This window comes from Streptomyces sp. NPDC093111 (assembly GCF_040683955.1).
Classification (GTDB): Bacteria; Actinomycetota; Actinomycetes; order Streptomycetales; family Streptomycetaceae; genus Streptomyces.
This window is the reverse complement of record NZ_JBFBNW010000004.1, coordinates 190,597-205,699: the sequence shown is the minus strand read 5'-3', so window position 1 is coordinate 205,699 and position 15,103 is coordinate 190,597. Positions and strand designations below refer to the sequence as shown.

Here is a 15,103-nt window from a genome sequence, read left to right as displayed (position 1 = left end):
GGGGATCGGCTCTCGTGCATTTCGATGCTTGCGCATAGCATCCGGCCATGTCGAATGGTCAGTCGAATGGTCAGTGGTACCCACCGGAATGGCCCGACCGGATCCGTGCCCTCGCCGCCGGTGAGCTGGTCCCCGCCACACCCAGGCGGGCCGCCACCGTGCTCCTCCTGAGGGACGGCGCCGAGGGCCCCGCCGTCCACATGCTGCGGCGGCGCGCCTCCATGGCCTTCGCGGGCGGGGCGTACGCGTATCCCGGCGGCGGCGTCGACCCGCGCGACGAGCACCCCGTGCGTTGGGCCGGACCCTCCCGCGAGGAGTGGGCGGCCCGCCTCGGCCTCACCGACCCCGCGCAGGCGCAGGCCGTCGTCTGCGCCGCCGTGCGCGAGACGTACGAGGAGGCGGGCGTGCTGCTCGCCGGGGAGACGCCCGACAGCGTCGTCGGCGACACGACCGGGGACGCGTGGGAGAAGGACCGGGCGGCCCTGGTCGACCGCGAGCTGTCCTTCGCGGACTTCCTCGACCGGCGGGGGCTCGTGCTGCGCTCCGACCTCCTCGGCGCCTGGGCCCGCTGGATCACGCCCGAGTTCGAACCCCGGCGCTACGACACCTGGTTCTTCGTCGCCGCCCTCCCCGCCGGCCAGCGCACCCGGAACGCGTCCACCGAGGCCGACCGCACCGTCTGGATCCGTCCGGCGGACGCGGCGGCCGGCTACGACCGGGGCGAGCTGACGATGATGCCGCCGACCATCTCGACCCTGCGCGGCCTGGAGCGGTTCGGTACGGCCGGCGAGGCCCTCGCCGCCGCCGGGGAGCGGGACCTGACCCCGGTCCTCGCGCAGGCCCGCCTGGACGGCGACGAGCTGGTCCTGAGCTGGCCGGGCCACGACGAGTTCACCAAGCACATCCCGGCGGGCGGTGGGTCGTGAGCGCCGCCGCCGAGCTCCCCGGGCAGCCGCGCGGCGCCGTCCTCTCCGGCCCGGCGACCGCCCGCGCGGTGAACGTCCTCGCGCCGAACCCCTCGGCGATGACCCTGGACGGCACCAACACCTGGATCGTCGCCGAGCCCGGCTCCGACCTCGCCGTCGTCATCGACCCCGGTCCGCTCGACGAGGGGCACCTGCGGCGGGTCGTGGAGACCGCCGAGAAGCTGGGCACGCGGATCGGGCTCACCCTGCTCACCCACGGGCACCCGGACCACGCCGAGGGCGCCGCGCGCTTCGCCGAGCTCACCCGGAGCGCGGTGCGGGCGCTCGACCCCGCGCTGCGGCTGGGCGACGAGGGCCTCGCCGAGGGCGACGTGGTCACGACCGGCGGGCTCGAACTGCGGGTCGTGGCGACGCCCGGGCACACCTCCGACTCGCTCTCCTTCCACCTCCCGGCGGACCGCGCGGTGCTGACCGGGGACACCGTCCTGGGACGCGGGACGACGATGGTGGCCCACCCGGACGGGCGGCTCGGGGAGTACCTGGACTCGCTGCGGCGGCTGCGCTCGCTCACCGTCGACGACGGGGTGCACACGGTCCTGCCGGGGCACGGCCCGGTCCTGGAGGACGCCCAGGGAGCCATGGAGTTCTACCTCGCGCACCGGGCGAGCCGCCTCGCGCAGGTGGAGACGGCCGTGGCGAACGGGGCCCGGACGGCCCCGGAGATCGTCGCCGAGGTGTACGCGGCGGTGGACCGCTCCCTCTGGCCGGCCGCCGAGCTCTCCGTACGGGCGCAGCTGGAGTACCTGAAGGAGCGGGGGCTGGTCTGACGGAAGGGACCGGCGGTCGGTCCGGAGGAAGGGACCGGGGGCGGTCCGAAGGAAGGGGCGGGTCCGATCCGCCGAGGGCGGCCCCGCAACCGGGCGGGCCCGGAGTGTGTCTTACGCTCCGCTTACGTCTGGCCTTAGCCCTGGGGGGAAGCCCGTGTTCGTCCTAGCCATCCTGTTGGTCATCACCGCGGTGGTGCTCTACATCATCGGCCGCGTGAACGACTCCCGCGGTCTCAAGTTCGGCGGCCTCGGCGCCCTGATAGCCGGCCTGTTCTCGCTGATCGTGAGCATGACGTACGTGATCAGCGCGTACGAGGTCGGCGTCCCGGTCGCCTTCGGCAAGGTCGGTTCGCCGATGTCGTCCGGGATGCACGTCAAGTCGCCGTTCACCGACGTCACGACCTTCTCGACGCGGCCGGTGGACCTGAACCTCTCCGACAAGGAAGTGGTCGAGGTCCGTTCCTCGCAGGGCGGCGTGATGTACGCCGAGGTCACCGTGAAGTGGGCGGTGCACCAGTCCAAGGCCGTCGAGCTGTACAAGCTGGCCGGCAGCGAGGATGCCATCCAGCAGCGTCTCGTCTACCCGGACAGCCGGGAGATCGTCCGCAACGTCTTCGCCCGCTACAGCAGCGAGCAGGGGTACGCCTCCGACCGCGAGAAGATCAACGCGGAGATAGCCCGGCTCATCAAGGAGCGCCTCGCCCCGCGCGGCATCGACGTCACCACGGTCAACCTGCGCAACGTGAAGCCCTCGGACGCCCTCCAGGGCCAGATCGACCGCAAGATCCAGCAGCAGCAGGCCACCGAGCGGGCCCTTGAGGCCGCCCGTACGGCCAAGGCCGAGTCCGACCGGCGCCGGATCGAGGCGGAGGGCATCGCCCGCGCCAACAAGATCCTCAACGACTCGCTGACCGACAAGGTCCTCATGAACCAGTGCATCGACGCGTACAAGGAGGCCGCGGCCAAGAACCCGGTCTACACGGTGCCCTGCGGCGGGGGCACCGCCAACCCGCTGATCGTGGACGGCACGAAGCGCTAGCGCCCGCGGGCCGTCACACGGTCACGCCGTCACACCGTCCCGCCGTACGAAGAGGGGGCCGCCCGGTCGAAACCGGGCGGCCCCCTTCCGCTTCGGGTGCGTCGCGTTCGGGTGCGTCGCGACTAGCGCGAGCGCTTCGCGAGCCGCTCGACGTCGAGCAGGATCACGGCGCGGGCCTCCAGACGCAGCCAGCCGCGCTGGGCGAAGTCGGCGAGCGCCTTGTTGACCGTCTCGCGGGAGGCGCCGACCAGCTGGGCCAGCTCCTCCTGGGTGAGGTCGTGGACGACGTGGATGCCCTCCTCGGACTGCACGCCGAAGCGGCGCGACAGGTCGAGGAGCGCGCGGGCGACCCGGCCCGGCACGTCGGAGAAGACCAGGTCGGACATCTGGTCGTTGGTCTTGCGCAGCCGGCGGGCGACCGCGCGCAGCAGGGCGCTGGCCACCTCGGGGCGGGCGTTCAGCCAGGGCTGGAGGTCGCCGTGGCCGAGGCCGAGCAGCTTGACCTCGGTCAGCGCGGTCGCGGTGGCGGTGCGCGGGCCCGGGTCGAAGAGGGAGAGCTCGCCGATGAGCTCGCCGGGGCCCAGGACGGCCAGCATGTTCTCGCGCCCGTCGGGCGAGGTGCGGTGCAGCTTCACCTTGCCTTCGGTGACCACGTAGAGCCGGTCACCCGGGTCGCCCTCGTGGAACAGCGCGTCGCCGCGGGCGAGCGTCGCCTCACTCATCGAGGCGCGCAGCTCGGCGGCCTGCTCGTCGTCGAGCGCCGCGAACAGCGGGGCGCGTCGCAGAACGTCGTCCACGAGTTCTCTCCTATGTCGACCTCAGTGCGATCAATCACAACAAGTTTGACTCACCGGACGGCCTTTCCGTACGTCAGGGGCCCGATTGGGTCGTGATCCGCACCGTGCGGGGCGGATGTCGGTGGCGACGCCTAGGCTGGCCGGGTGTCCAACTCGCCGGTGAGAGCACAGGCCAAGGGGGCTGGAAGAGTGCCGGACGAAGGTAATTCCGCTGTGGGCGAACACGGCGTGTCGAAACAGACGAAAGCGACGAAACGCGCACCGGTGAAGCCGTCCGGGGCGCGGACGAAGGCGCAGCCGAAGGCCGGGAAGGCCGCGGCGGGGCCCAAGGCGACGAAGGCCGTGGTGGAGCGCGTGACGGAGCCCGTGGGGAAGGCCGCTGCGGCGTCCGCGAAGGCCGCGAAGGCCGCCGCGGGCGCGCCGAGGACCGGCAGGACGGCCAAGCCCGCCAAGCCCGAGTCGCACCTCGCCATGGTGCGAAGGGCTAGGAAGATCAACCGGGAGCTGGCCGAGGTCTACCCGTACGCCCATCCGGAGCTCGACTTCCGCAATCCCTTCGAGCTCCTGGTCGCCACGGTCATGTCCGCCCAGACCACCGACCTGCGGGTCAACCAGACCACCCCGGCGCTCTTCGCGAAGTACCCGACCCCCGAGGACCTGGCCGCCGCCGTCCCCGAGGAGGTCGAGGAGCTGATCAGGCCGACCGGCTTCTTCCGCGCCAAGACCAAGTCGATCATGGGCCTGTCCGCCGCCCTCCGGGACGACTTCGGGGGCGAGGTCCCCGGCCGCCTGGAGGACCTGGTCACCCTGCCCGGCGTCGGCCGCAAGACCGCCTTCGTCGTCCTCGGCAACGCCTATGGAGTGCCCGGCATCACCGTCGACACCCACTTCATGCGGCTCGCCCGCCGCTGGAAGTGGACCGAGCAGGACGACCCGGTGAAGATCGAGGCGGAGGTCGCCGAGATCTTCCCGAAGAGCGAGTGGACGATGCTCTCGCACCGGGTGATCTTCCACGGCCGCCGCATCTGCCACGCCCGCAAGCCCGCCTGCGGCGCCTGCCCGATCACCCACCTCTGCCCGGCGTACGGGGAGGGCGAGACGGACCCGGAGAAGGCGAAGAAGCTGCTGAAGTACGAGAAGGGCGGCTTCCCCGGCCAGCGGCTCAACCCGCCCCCGGACTACCCCGGCCGGCCGGCCCCGCCGCTGGGCGCGAGCTCGTGAGCGCCCGGACGCCCGCCCGGGACGGGCGTCCGGCCACGGCCCGTCCCGGGGAACGAACCCACACTCCGATCGCGTTGTGAACCACGGGGGTGCCTATGACGCGCACTGGTGAAGAGATCCACGGAACGGGCGGGCTGATCAGCGGCACGGGCCTGCCCGACTGGCTGGCGCCGGTCGAGCGGGCCGCGCGCACGGTCGCGCCCGAGCAGCTGAGCCGCTTCCTGCCGCCCGAGGACGGCGGAGGCCGGCAGTCGGCGGTGCTCATCCTCTTCGGCGAGGGCGAGCGCGGCCCCGAGCTGCTCCTCATGGAGCGCGCCGGCACCCTCCGCTCGCACGCCGGGCAGCCCTCCTTCCCGGGCGGCGCCCTCGACCCCGAGGACGGCGACCCGGCCGACGGCGGGCTGCTGCGAGCCGCGCTGCGGGAGGCCCGCGAGGAGACCGGCCTCGACCCCTCCGGCGTCCAGCTCTTCGGCGTGCTGCCCCGGCTCTACATCCCGGTCAGCAGCTTCGTGGTCACGCCCGTGCTCGGCTGGTGGCGCGCCCCCAGCCCGGTCGGGGCCGTGGACCCCGCCGAGACCGCCCGGGTCTTCACCGTCCCCGTGGCGGATCTCACGGACCCCGCGAACCGCGCGACCTCGCTCCACCCGAGCGGCCACTCGGGCCCCGCGTTCCTCGTCGAATCGGCCCTGGTCTGGGGTTTCACCGCCGGAGTGATCGACCGGCTGCTGCACTACTCGGGCTGGGAGCGCCCCTGGGACCGGTCCAAGCAGGTCCCGCTCGACTGGCGCTCATGACAGTCTGACTCCGGTCGACCGAAGACGAATCTGCGAGGCTACTGACGGTGAACGTGCTGGACATCCTCTTGCTGCTCGCCGCCGTGTGGTTCGCGATCATCGGGTACCGGCAGGGATTCGTGGTCGGCATCCTGTCGGTCATCGGCTTCCTCGGCGGCGGCCTCGTCGCCGTCCTGCTGCTCCCGGTCGCCTGGAACGCGCTGACCGACCACAGCCAGGTCACGACCACGGCGACCGTGATCTTCGTGATCGTGGTCATCGTCTGCGCCTCGGTCGGCCAGGCCTTCACCACCCACCTCGGCAACAAACTGCGCCGGCACATCACCTGGTCGCCCATGCGCGCCCTGGACGCCACCGGCGGCGCGCTGGTCAACGTGGTGGCGATGCTGCTGGTGGCCTGGCTGCTCGGCTCCGCGCTCGCCCGCACCGCGATGCCCACGGTGGGCAAGGAGGTGCGCAGTTCCAGGGTGCTGCTCGGGGTGGAGCGGTTGATGCCCGATCAGGCGTCCACCTGGTTCACGAACTTCACCTCGACCCTGGCCCAGAACGGCTTCCCGCAGGTCTTCAGCCCGTTCGCGAACGAGCCCATCACCGAGGTCAGCCCGCCCGACCCGGCGCTCGTCGGCAGCCCCGTCGCCGCCCGCGCGCAGCGCTCGATCGTCAAGGTCGTCGGCACCGCCCCGAGCTGCGGCAAGGTCCTCGAAGGCACCGGCTTCGTCTTCTCCGACCGCCGCGTCATGACCAACGCCCACGTCGTCGGCGGGGTCGACGAGCCGACCGTGCAGATAGGCGGCGAGGGCAAGCTCTACGACGCCAAGGTCGTGCTCTACGACTGGAAGCGCGACATCGCCGTGCTCGACGTGCCCGCCCTCGACGCCACACCGCTCCGGTTCACCGACGAGGACGCCCACAGCGGCGACAGCGCCATCGTGGCCGGCTTCCCGGAGAACGGCGCCTACGACGTCCGCTCCGCCCGCGTCCGCGGCCGGATCAGCGCCAAGGGCCCCGACATCTACCACCGCGGCGAGGTGCGCAGGGACGTGTACTCGCTGTACGCGACGGTCCGTCAGGGCAATTCCGGCGGCCCGCTCCTCACCCCGGAGGGCGAGGTGTACGGCGTGATCTTCGCCCGCTCCCTCGACGACGCCGACACCGGCTACGCGCTGACGGCCGACGAGATCAAGGACGACATCTCCCGGGGCCGCGCCGCCAACCAGCAGGTCGACACCCAGGGGTGCGCCCTCTAGCCGGACGCGGCCCGGGACCGCGCCCTATGTGCGTGGGTGGCGCAGCCGGGCCGAGACCCAGCGGGCCCTGCGTCGCAGAATGCGCGAGATGCCCACGTCCCGCGCTTGGTGCGCGTGGCCGTGCTCTCGCGTGCCGCCCCCCTCCGGGGCCTCCGAGCCGCCGATCGAGCGGCGGTCGCGTGCGGTGTCACCGTAGTCGTGCGTCCAGCCCATACCGGGACGTCTGCCCGTGGCCCAAGGTCGGTAACCGCCCGGGGGCCCGCCAATTGGCGTATGCGCGGGGCACATGGCAGTTCGACGGACGCCCGCGCGTCAGCGGTCGGGCTCGGGGTCCTTCAGCCAGTTGACGAGCTCGGTGGAGAACGCCACCGGGTCCTCCTCGTGGGGGAAGTGCCCGAGGCCGTCGAAGAGACGCCAGCGGTACGGCGCCTCGACATACTGCCCGGAACCGGCCGCGCTACGCGTCCGCATGACGGGGTCGAGCGAGCCGTGCAGATGCAGCGTCGGCACCCGCACCGGCCGCTTCATGCGCCGGTTGAACTGCACGCCGTCGGGCCGGGCCAGGGAGCGCACCATCCACCGGTACGGCTCGATCGAGCAGTGCGCCGTGGACGGGATGCACATCGCCCGCCGGTAGACGTCGATCGCCTCGTCGTCCGCCGCCGACCGGGGGTGCGGCCCGGACCAGTCCTCGATCAGACGCCCCACCAGCGCCGCGTCGTCCGCGACGAGCTGACGCTCCGGCAGCCACGGACGCTGGAAGCCCCAGACGTGGGAGCCGGCCCGCGACTGCCCGAAGTCGGACAGCATCGCCGAGCGCCAGCGGCGCGGGTGCGGCATCGAGGACACCACGAGCCGGCGCACCAGCTTCGGGCGCATTACGGCCGCCGTCCAGGCGAGGTAGCCGCCCAGATCGTGGCCGACGAGCGCCGCGTCGGGCTCGCCGAGCGAGCGGATCACGCCGGTGATGTCGAGGGCCAGGTTGGCCGGGTCGTAGCCCCGCGGCGTACGGTCGCTGCCGCCCACGCCCCGCAGGTCCATCGCCACGGCCCGGAAACCGGCCTCGGCGAGCACGGGCAGCTGGTGCCGCCAGGTCCACCAGAACTGCGGGAAGCCGTGCAGCAGCAGCACCAGCGGGCCGTCGCCCATCTCGGCGATGTGGAAACGGGCACCGTTGGCCGCCACGTCGCGATGGGTCCACGGTCCCTCGATCCGCACCGGACCTCCGGTGCCGGGCCCGTGTCCGGTGCCGCTGCCGTTGCTGCTCTCAGGGACGGTCATGCAGACGAGCGTGCCACAACCGCGGCCTTGTCCCGCGCCGCGGTGTCGGCCGTACGGGGGTGCGGCTTGACGTTCTGCATGATCGCCGCGGTCTGCTTGGCGGAGGCGATGGACTTCTCCGGCGGCTTCATCTTGCGGAACTTCGCGTACGCCACGAGCCCGAGCAGCACCGCGATCAGCACGTTCGCCGCGAAGGACAGCAGGAAGCAGACCGAGATGTGCCAGTGGCTCCACGCCTGGATGCCGTACGCGAGCGCGAAGCTCAGCAGCGGCAGCGAGAACAGCAGCACCACGACGGCCACCAGGCCGGCCGCGCTGCCCATCGCCCCGCGCTTGACGTCCTGCTTGATCTCCGCCTTGGCCAGGGCGATCTCGTCGTGCACCAGGGCGGACATCTCGGCGGTCGCCGAGGCGACCAGTTGACCGAGGCTGCGCTCGGCTCCGTCGAACGGGTCGCTCATCGCTGCTCCCTCTTCTCCTGTAACGGTCCGACCTCAGATCATGCCGGACGGTCGGCCTCGTCGCGCGATGCCCCCGCCAGTTCGGCGCGCTGCCGGTGCTCGGCGGCCTTCTTCTCGTAGATCTCCGCCATCCGCAGATGGAAGTCGGGGTTGTCCTCCTCGTACATGTCCGGGATGCCGTCGTGGTCCTCGTCGCGCTCCTCGTCCTCGATCAGCGTCCGGTACTTGCGGACCCGCAGTTTCAGCAGCATGGAGGCGAGCACCGCCGCTATCAGGGAGCCGACCAGGACGGATGCCTTCACCTCCTCCATCAGCACGGGGTCGTCGACGAAGGCCAGCTCGCCGATGAGCAGCGACACGGTGAAGCCGATGCCGGCGAGGGAGGCGACGGCGAAGACGTCCGGCCACGCCAGGTCGGGGTTGAGCGAGGCCCTGGTGAAGCGGGCGGCGAACCAGGTGCCACCGAAGATGCCGAGGGCCTTGCCGACCACGAGGCCGAGCACCACGCCGAGGGTGACGGGCTGGGTGAAGACGTCGCGCAGGGCGCCGCCGGAGACCGTGACACCGGCCGAGAACAGCGCGAACAGCGGCACGGCGAGGCCCGCGGAGATCGGCCGGACCAGGTGCTCGATGTGCTCGCCGGGGGAGTGCTCCTCACCCTCCTCGGTGGTGCAGCGCAGCATCAGGCCCATGGCGACACCGGCGATCGTCGCGTGGACGCCGCTGTTGTACATCAGGCCCCAGATGACCAGGGCCAGCGGCACGTACACGTACCAGCCGCGGACGCCCTTGCGGAGCAGCAGCCAGAAGACGACGAGTCCGGCGAAGGCGCCGCCGAGCGCGGCGAAGTTCAGGTCGCTGGTGAAGAAGACCGCGATGATCAGGATGGCGAACAGGTCGTCGACGACGGCCAGGGTGAGCAGGAAGGCGCGCAGGGCCGAGGGCAGCGAGGTGCCGATCACGGCGAGGACGGCGAGCGCGAAGGCGATGTCCGTGGCGGTGGGCACCGCCCAGCCGTCGAGGGAGCCGTCGCCGACCACGTTGACCAGCGTGTAGACCAGGGCGGGCGCGGCCATGCCGCAGACGGCGGCGATCACGGGGAGGGCGGCGGCCTTGGGGTCGCGCAGCTCGCCCGCGACGAGCTCGCGCTTGAGCTCGATGCCGGCGACGAAGAAGAAGATCGCGAGCAGGCCGTCCGCGGCCCAGTGCTGGATCGACAGGTCGAGTCCGAGGGCGGCCGGGCCTATGTGGAAGTCCCGGATCGTCGCGTAGCTCTCCTTGAGGGGCGTGTTGGCCCAGACGAGTGCGGCGATGGCGGCGAGCAGCAGGAGCACGCCACCGACGGTCTCGGTGCGCAGCGCGTCGGCGATGTAGCGGCGCTCGGGGAGCGACAGCCGGCCGAGGAACTTGCGGTCGGTGGTGGTGGGCTCGGGCGCGGACACGGTGAGAACCTCCGGTCGGTGGGCAGGGCGAAGCACATGCCGACCAGACTTCCCGGCGCACCTAGGTGTTCTTGTCGCGTCATTGACGCGATGCTTACTTTACCTAAACGACGCGCGGTGGTGTCCGGCGATCTTCACTTTAGGCGCATAACAGGACGTGGGCATGTGTGCGCCCGCATCTGTGGACAACGGTTCTCCGGGCCTGTGGACAACGCGAAGGCGCCCGCCCCGCGGGGTGCGGGGCGGGCGCCTTCGGGCGGTTGCCGGGGGCTCAGTCCTCGCTGGAGGAGGCCGGGAGCTTGGTCTGGATGAGGGCCATGACCGAGGAGTCCGTCAGCGTGGTGACGTCGCCCAGCTCACGGTTCTCGGCGACGTCCCGCAGCAGTCGGCGCATGATCTTGCCCGAGCGGGTCTTCGGCAGCTCGGCCACCGGCAGGACGCGCTTCGGCTTGGCGATCGGGCCGAGGGTCTTGCCGACGTGGTTGCGCAGGTCGGCGACGAGGGCGTCGTCCTCGCTCGCCGTGCCGCGCAGGATCACGAAGGCGACGATGGCCTGGCCGGTCGTCTCGTCGGCGGCGCCGACCACGGCGGCCTCGGCAACGGCCGGGTGGGAGACCAGCGCGGACTCGACCTCGGTGGTGGAGATGTTGTGGCCCGAGACGAGCATGACGTCGTCGACCCGGCCGAGCAGCCAGATGTCGCCGTCCTCGTCCTTCTTCGCGCCGTCGCCCGCGAAGTACCGGCCCTCGAAGCGGGACCAGTAGGTGTCGATGTACCGCTGGTCGTCGCCCCAGATGGTGCGGAGCATCGACGGCCACGGCTCGGTGAGGACCAGGTAGCCGCCGCCGCCGTCCGGGACCTCGTTCGCCTCGTCGTCGACGACGGTGGCGGAGATGCCGGGCAGCGCGCGCTGGGCGGAGCCGGGCTTGGTCTCCGTGACGCCGGGCAGCGGCGCGATCATCATCGCGCCGGTCTCGGTCTGCCACCAGGTGTCCACGATCGGGCAGTTGTCGGCACCGATGTGCTTCCGGTACCACATCCACGCCTCGGGGTTGATCGGCTCGCCGACGGAACCGAGGACGCGCAGCGACGACAGGTCGTACTTGGCGGGGATGTCGTCGCCCCACTTCATGAACATCCGGATGGCGGTCGGCGCCGTGTAGAAGATGCTGACCTTGTACTTCTGGATGATCTCCCACAGGCGCCCCTGGTGCGGGGTGTCCGGGGTGCCCTCGTACATGACCTGGGTGGCGCCGTTGGCCAGCGGGCCGTACACGATGTACGAGTGGCCGGTGACCCAGCCGATGTCGGCCGTGCACCAGTAGACGTCGGTCTCCGGCTTGAGGTCGAAGACCGCGTGGTGGGTGTACGCGGCCTGCGTGAGGTAGCCGCCGGAGGTGTGCAGGATGCCCTTCGGCTTCCCGGTCGTGCCGGAGGTGTAGAGGATGAAGAGCGGGTGCTCCGCCGGGAAGGCCTCCGGGGTGTGCTCGGCGGACTGGCGGGCGACGATGTCGTCCCACCAGACGTCCCGGCCCTCGGTGAAGTCGGTCTCCTGGCCGGTGCGGCGGACCACGAGGACGTGCTCGACCTGCGGGCAGCGGGCCACGGCCTCGTCGATCGCCGGCTTCAGCGCGGAGGGCTTGCCGCGGCGGTAGCCGCCGTCGGCGGTGACGACCAGCTTGGCGTCGGCGTCCTGGATGCGGGAGGCGACGGCGTCGGCCGAGAAGCCGCCGAAGACGACCGAGTGCGCGGCGCCGATGCGGGCGCAGGCCAGCATCGTGACGGCCGCCTCGGGGATCATCGGCAGGTAGACCGCGACCCGGTCGCCCTTGCGGACGCCCAGTTCGGTCAGCGCGTTCGCGGCCCGGGAGACCTCGTCCTTGAGCTCGGCGTAGGTGAGGGAGCGGCTGTCGCCGGGCTCGCCCTCGAAGTGGATGGCGACGCGGTCGCCGTTGCCGGCCTCGACATGGCGGTCGACGCAGTTGTACGCGACGTTGAGCTCGCCGTCGGCGAACCACTTGGCGAACGGCGGGTTCGACCAGTCGAGGGTCTCGGTCGGCTCGGTGGCCCAGGAGAGCCGCTTGGCCTGCTCGGCCCAGAAACCCAGCCTGTCCGCCTTGGCCTGCTCGTACGCCTCCGCCGTCACGTTGGCGTCCGCGGCCAGCGCGGCCGGCGGCGCGAAGCGGCGCTCTTCCTTGAGCAGATTGGCCAAGGATTCGTTGCTCACGACATCTCCCTTTCCCAGGGCGTCCCTATGTGCCTGTGTGTCCCGTGTCATAGCTCATCAGGCGGATGCCCGGGTGACAAGAGCATCCGGGTAATTGGTTTAGACCTGTGAGGCGACACGTGGAGGTGGCCCCCGTTCCCCGAGCGGAGGGGAACGGGGGCCACACACTGTCACGCGGGAACGGAACGAATGGTTCAGGACGCGCGGGCTGGCTCCCGGGGATGGGCCCGCGAAGCGGCCCCCGGCAGCACCTGGTTGAACACGTCGTCGTAGCTGTGCACCTCGTCCGTACCGGCCAGCAGATACGCCTGGGCCTCGCCCACGTGGAAGTACATCCCGTGCAGGGTCAGCGTCCCGTCGGCGAGCCGCCGCGCCACCGGCTCGTACGCCCGCAGGTGCTCCAACTGCTGCACCACGTTGGTCAGGCACAGCTGCTCGACCGCGTCGGCCGGCAGCCGCCCCGAGATCCGCGCCCAGGCGTGGCGGCGGCTCGCCATCCGCTCCAGGCTCGGCAGGCCGTGCCGCAGCCAGCGGCGCAGCGGGCTCGGCGGGTCGTCCGCCCGGCTGTTCAGCAGGGCCTGCATCGCGCCGCAGCCGGAGTGCCCGCAGACCGTGATCGACTCGACCCGCAGCACCTCCACCGCGTACTCGATCGCCGCCGCCACGGAGTCGTCGCCGCTCTCCTCGCCGGGCAGTGGCACCAGATTGCCCACGTTGCGCACGGTGAACAGGTCGCCCGGGCCACTGGAGGTGATCATGCTGGTGACCAGGCGGGAGTCGGCGCAGGTCAGGAAGAGCTGCGAGGGGCGCTGGCCCTCCCGGGCCAGCCGGGCCAGCTCGTCACGGACCCGCGGGGCCGTGTTCCGCTGGAACGCGCCGATGCCGCTGGCCAGCCGCTGCCCCGTGGTCCCGCCGGTCTCGTCGTCAGGCGGCCGCTCGCCGCACTGGTGGTTGCGCCAGGGCGTCCAGGGGTGGCAGCAGGAGTGGCCGCCCGCCGCGTGCGAGCCGGAGCGGGCCGAGGAGCTCCCGGCGTCCTGTCCGTCGGCCGCCTCGGCGCCGGGGTCCGTGGCGGACCGGCCGGCCGGCGCGGGCTCGGCGATCCGGCCGCCGCCGGGGCCGGTCGTCTCCACCGTGCCGCCGTGGGCGAGGTGGCTCGCCTGCCAGTCGTGCAGCGTCTCGAACGCCGCGTGGTCCATGAACGAGCCGTCCAGCTCCACCACCGCGTCGGCGCCCGGCGGGATCTGGTGCAGGGCCCGGCTCAGCCGGGGCACCGCGAGGAAGGTCAACTGGCCCCGGATGCGCACCACCTGCCGCCCGTCCCGCTCCTCCCGGGTGATCCGGGTCCGGGCGAGGCGGTGCATGGCGACGGCGACCGCGACCGCGATGCCGAGGGCCACGCCCTCCAGGATGCCGACGAACACCACGCCGGCCAGCGTCACCGCGTACACCAGGACTTCACGATGACGGGTGACCGTGCGGATGTGGGTGATGCTGACCATCTGGACGCCGACGACCATCACCAGCGCGGCCAGCGCCGGCAGTGGGATGAGGTCCAGGACGGGGACGAGCAGCAGGGCGGCGAGCACGATCCACAGACCGTGCAGTATCGAGGAGTTGCGGCTGACCGCTCCCGCCGACACGTTCGCCACGCTGCGCACCGCGACCCCGGCGACCGGCAGGCCGCCGAGCGCCCCCGAGACCATGTTCGCCGCGCCCTGGCCCGCGAGTTCGCGGTCGAGCCGGGAGCGCGGGGCGGTGGTGGCGGTGCCGGTGCCGGTGGCGCGCTTCGCCGCCAGCTTGTCGACGGCGACCGCGGACAGCAGCGACTGCACGCTGGTGACGAGCGTGATGGTCAGCACCCCGGCCGCGATGCCGAGGACCGGGCCCTCCGGCAGCCCGGGCAGGGCGTGGCTGCTCCAGGACGGCAGGTCGACCCGGGGCACGCCGAGCCCGGCGAGCGCGGCGAGCGCCGTGGCGGCGGCCACCGCGGCGAGCGCGGCGGGCACCTTGCGCAGCAGCCGTCCCGTACGGCCGGGCAGGCGGGGCCAGAGCAGCAGCAGGGCGATGGTGAGGCCGCTGACGGCGAGCGCGGCGGCGGACGCGCCCGCCAGCTGGGCGGGCAGGCCGAGGGCGTTGGCCAGGGTGGAGCTCTGGGGGGTGCCGCCGAGCACGATGTGCAGCTGCGCGAGGGCGATGGTGACGCCGATGCCCGCGAGCATCCCGTGCACGATGGCGGGGGAGACGGCGAGTGCGGAACGGGCCACCCGAAGGGCGGCGAGCCCGAGTTGGGCGAGTCCGGCGAGGACGGTGATGGCGCAGGTGGTGCGCCAGCCGTAGCGCTGGATCAGCTCGGCGGTGACCACGGTCAGTCCGGCGGCGGGGCCGCTGACCTGGAGGGGTGAGCCGCCGAGGCGTCCGGCGACGATGCCGCCGACGGCGGCGGCCACGAGCCCGGCCTGGAGCGGGGCCCCGGTGGCGAGGGCGATGCCGAGCGAGAGCGGCAGGGCGATCAGGAAGACGGCGATCGAGGCGGAGAGGTCGGCGCCCGCGATGCGGAAGCGGCGTGGCGGGCCGTCCGGCGGTCCGTGCGGACGCTGGACGCGGGGCCGGGTCGTCGTGGTCGTTCGGGCAGGGGGGTAGAGGGTCATGTTCCCGTCTCCTCCGGGGCAGCGCGGTCGCGGCTCGTGCGGGGTGCAGCGGCGGGACACCGAGCTGAACGCTGGATGACGCTCGGTAAATGGATGGTAATGGAGAGTAAAGAATCCGGCATTATTTTCAGGGCAAATAGGGCAAGGAATCACTGGATCTAGTGACAGAACGTAGTGATGCCGCTTGTCGTTG

13 protein-coding genes are annotated in these 15,103 nt (G+C 72.0%); 6 read left to right on the top strand and 7 right to left on the bottom strand.

Annotated elements, in window-relative coordinates; genetic code table 11:
- Positions 1–47: 47 nt before the first annotated feature.
- The 3 genes from AB0Q96_RS07990 (at position 48) to AB0Q96_RS07980 (ending at position 2,792) form a co-directional block, all read left to right on the top strand.
- The gene (locus AB0Q96_RS07990) at positions 48–926 is read left to right on the top strand and encodes an NUDIX hydrolase (RefSeq protein ID WP_365322816.1); all 879 of its coding nucleotides are present in this window, start codon (positions 48–50) and stop codon (positions 924–926) included.
- On the top strand, positions 923–1,753 hold the full coding sequence (locus AB0Q96_RS07985) for an MBL fold metallo-hydrolase (RefSeq protein ID WP_365322814.1): 831 nt from the start codon (positions 923–925) through the stop codon (positions 1,751–1,753). Before AB0Q96_RS07990 ends, AB0Q96_RS07985 begins: the two co-directional genes overlap by 4 nt.
- 154 nt (positions 1,754–1,907) lie before the next feature.
- On the top strand, positions 1,908–2,792 hold the full coding sequence (locus AB0Q96_RS07980; RefSeq protein ID WP_365322812.1) for a prohibitin family protein: 885 nt from the start codon (positions 1,908–1,910) through the stop codon (positions 2,790–2,792).
- 122 nt (positions 2,793–2,914) lie between these two features.
- Here the strand turns inward: AB0Q96_RS07980 and AB0Q96_RS07975 are convergent, their stop codons facing one another.
- On the bottom strand, positions 2,915–3,589 hold the full coding sequence (locus tag AB0Q96_RS07975; RefSeq protein ID WP_046910193.1) for a Crp/Fnr family transcriptional regulator: 675 nt from the start codon (positions 3,587–3,589) through the stop codon (positions 2,915–2,917).
- Positions 3,590–3,733: 144 nt separating this feature from the next.
- Here AB0Q96_RS07975 and nth point away from each other — a divergent pair, with 144 nt between their 5' ends.
- The 3 genes from nth to AB0Q96_RS07960 all read left to right on the top strand — a co-directional run bounded on the left by nth (position 3,734) and on the right by AB0Q96_RS07960 (position 6,851).
- A complete protein-coding gene (gene nth / locus AB0Q96_RS07970) occupies positions 3,734–4,810 on the top strand; it encodes an endonuclease III (RefSeq protein WP_365322810.1) in 1,077 nt (358 codons plus the stop codon).
- 95 nt (positions 4,811–4,905) lie between these two features.
- Positions 4,906–5,604 (top strand): CoA pyrophosphatase, encoded by a 699-nt coding sequence (locus AB0Q96_RS07965; RefSeq protein ID WP_365322808.1) that lies wholly within the window; start codon positions 4,906–4,908, stop codon positions 5,602–5,604.
- A 47-nt stretch (positions 5,605–5,651) separates the two neighbouring features.
- The gene (locus AB0Q96_RS07960) at positions 5,652–6,851 is read left to right on the top strand and encodes a MarP family serine protease (protein WP_365322806.1); all 1,200 of its coding nucleotides are present in this window, start codon (positions 5,652–5,654) and stop codon (positions 6,849–6,851) included.
- Positions 6,852–6,875: 24 nt separating this feature from the next.
- On the opposite strand, the gene AB0Q96_RS07955 is transcribed toward AB0Q96_RS07960, so the two are convergent.
- From AB0Q96_RS07955 to AB0Q96_RS07930, 6 genes are all read right to left on the bottom strand, one after another.
- Positions 6,876–7,064 carry a hypothetical protein gene (locus AB0Q96_RS07955; RefSeq protein WP_365322803.1) on the bottom strand — a complete coding sequence of 63 codons (189 nt, stop codon included), beginning with the start codon at positions 7,062–7,064 and terminating at the stop codon, positions 6,876–6,878.
- Between the two features lie 99 nt (positions 7,065–7,163).
- Positions 7,164–8,132 (bottom strand): alpha/beta hydrolase, encoded by a 969-nt coding sequence (locus tag AB0Q96_RS07950; RefSeq protein ID WP_365322801.1) that lies wholly within the window; start codon positions 8,130–8,132, stop codon positions 7,164–7,166.
- On the bottom strand, positions 8,129–8,593 hold the full coding sequence (locus tag AB0Q96_RS07945) for a phage holin family protein (protein WP_365322798.1): 465 nt from the start codon (positions 8,591–8,593) through the stop codon (positions 8,129–8,131). The genes AB0Q96_RS07950 and AB0Q96_RS07945 overlap by 4 nt, the downstream gene beginning before the upstream one ends.
- A 38-nt stretch (positions 8,594–8,631) precedes the next feature.
- Positions 8,632–10,035: a Na+/H+ antiporter NhaA gene (nhaA, locus tag AB0Q96_RS07940; protein WP_365322796.1), complete on the bottom strand. Its 1,404-nt coding sequence runs from the start codon at positions 10,033–10,035 to the stop codon at positions 8,632–8,634.
- A gap of 271 nt (positions 10,036–10,306) precedes the next feature.
- Positions 10,307–12,313 carry an acetate--CoA ligase gene (acs, locus tag AB0Q96_RS07935; RefSeq protein ID WP_365322794.1) on the bottom strand — a complete coding sequence of 669 codons (2,007 nt, stop codon included), beginning with the start codon at positions 12,311–12,313 and terminating at the stop codon, positions 10,307–10,309.
- A gap of 143 nt (positions 12,314–12,456) precedes the next feature.
- Entirely contained in the window at positions 12,457–14,910 is a 2,454-nt protein-coding gene (locus AB0Q96_RS07930; protein WP_365322792.1) for a SulP family inorganic anion transporter, read from the bottom strand.
- Positions 14,911–15,103 lie beyond the last annotated feature (193 nt).

What these genes read in the sequence shown, in the direction of transcription:
- AB0Q96_RS07990 (WP_365322816.1), top strand. Translation starts at nt 48, where the DNA reads ATGTCGAATGGTCAGTCGAATGGTCAGTGGTACCCACCGGAATGGCCC.
- AB0Q96_RS07965 (WP_365322808.1), top strand. Translation starts at nt 4,906, where the DNA reads ATGACGCGCACTGGTGAAGAGATCCACGGAACGGGCGGGCTGATCAGC.
- AB0Q96_RS07955 (WP_365322803.1), bottom strand. Translation starts at nt 7,064, where the DNA reads ATGGGCTGGACGCACGACTACGGTGACACCGCACGCGACCGCCGCTCG.
- AB0Q96_RS07950 (WP_365322801.1), bottom strand. Translation starts at nt 8,132, where the DNA reads ATGACCGTCCCTGAGAGCAGCAACGGCAGCGGCACCGGACACGGGCCC.
- AB0Q96_RS07945 (WP_365322798.1), bottom strand. Translation starts at nt 8,593, where the DNA reads ATGAGCGACCCGTTCGACGGAGCCGAGCGCAGCCTCGGTCAACTGGTC.
- acs (WP_365322794.1), bottom strand. Translation starts at nt 12,313, where the DNA reads ATGACACGGGACACACAGGCACATAGGGACGCCCTGGGAAAGGGAGAT.
- AB0Q96_RS07930 (WP_365322792.1), bottom strand. Translation starts at nt 14,910, where the DNA reads ATGACCCTCTACCCCCCTGCCCGAACGACCACGACGACCCGGCCCCGC.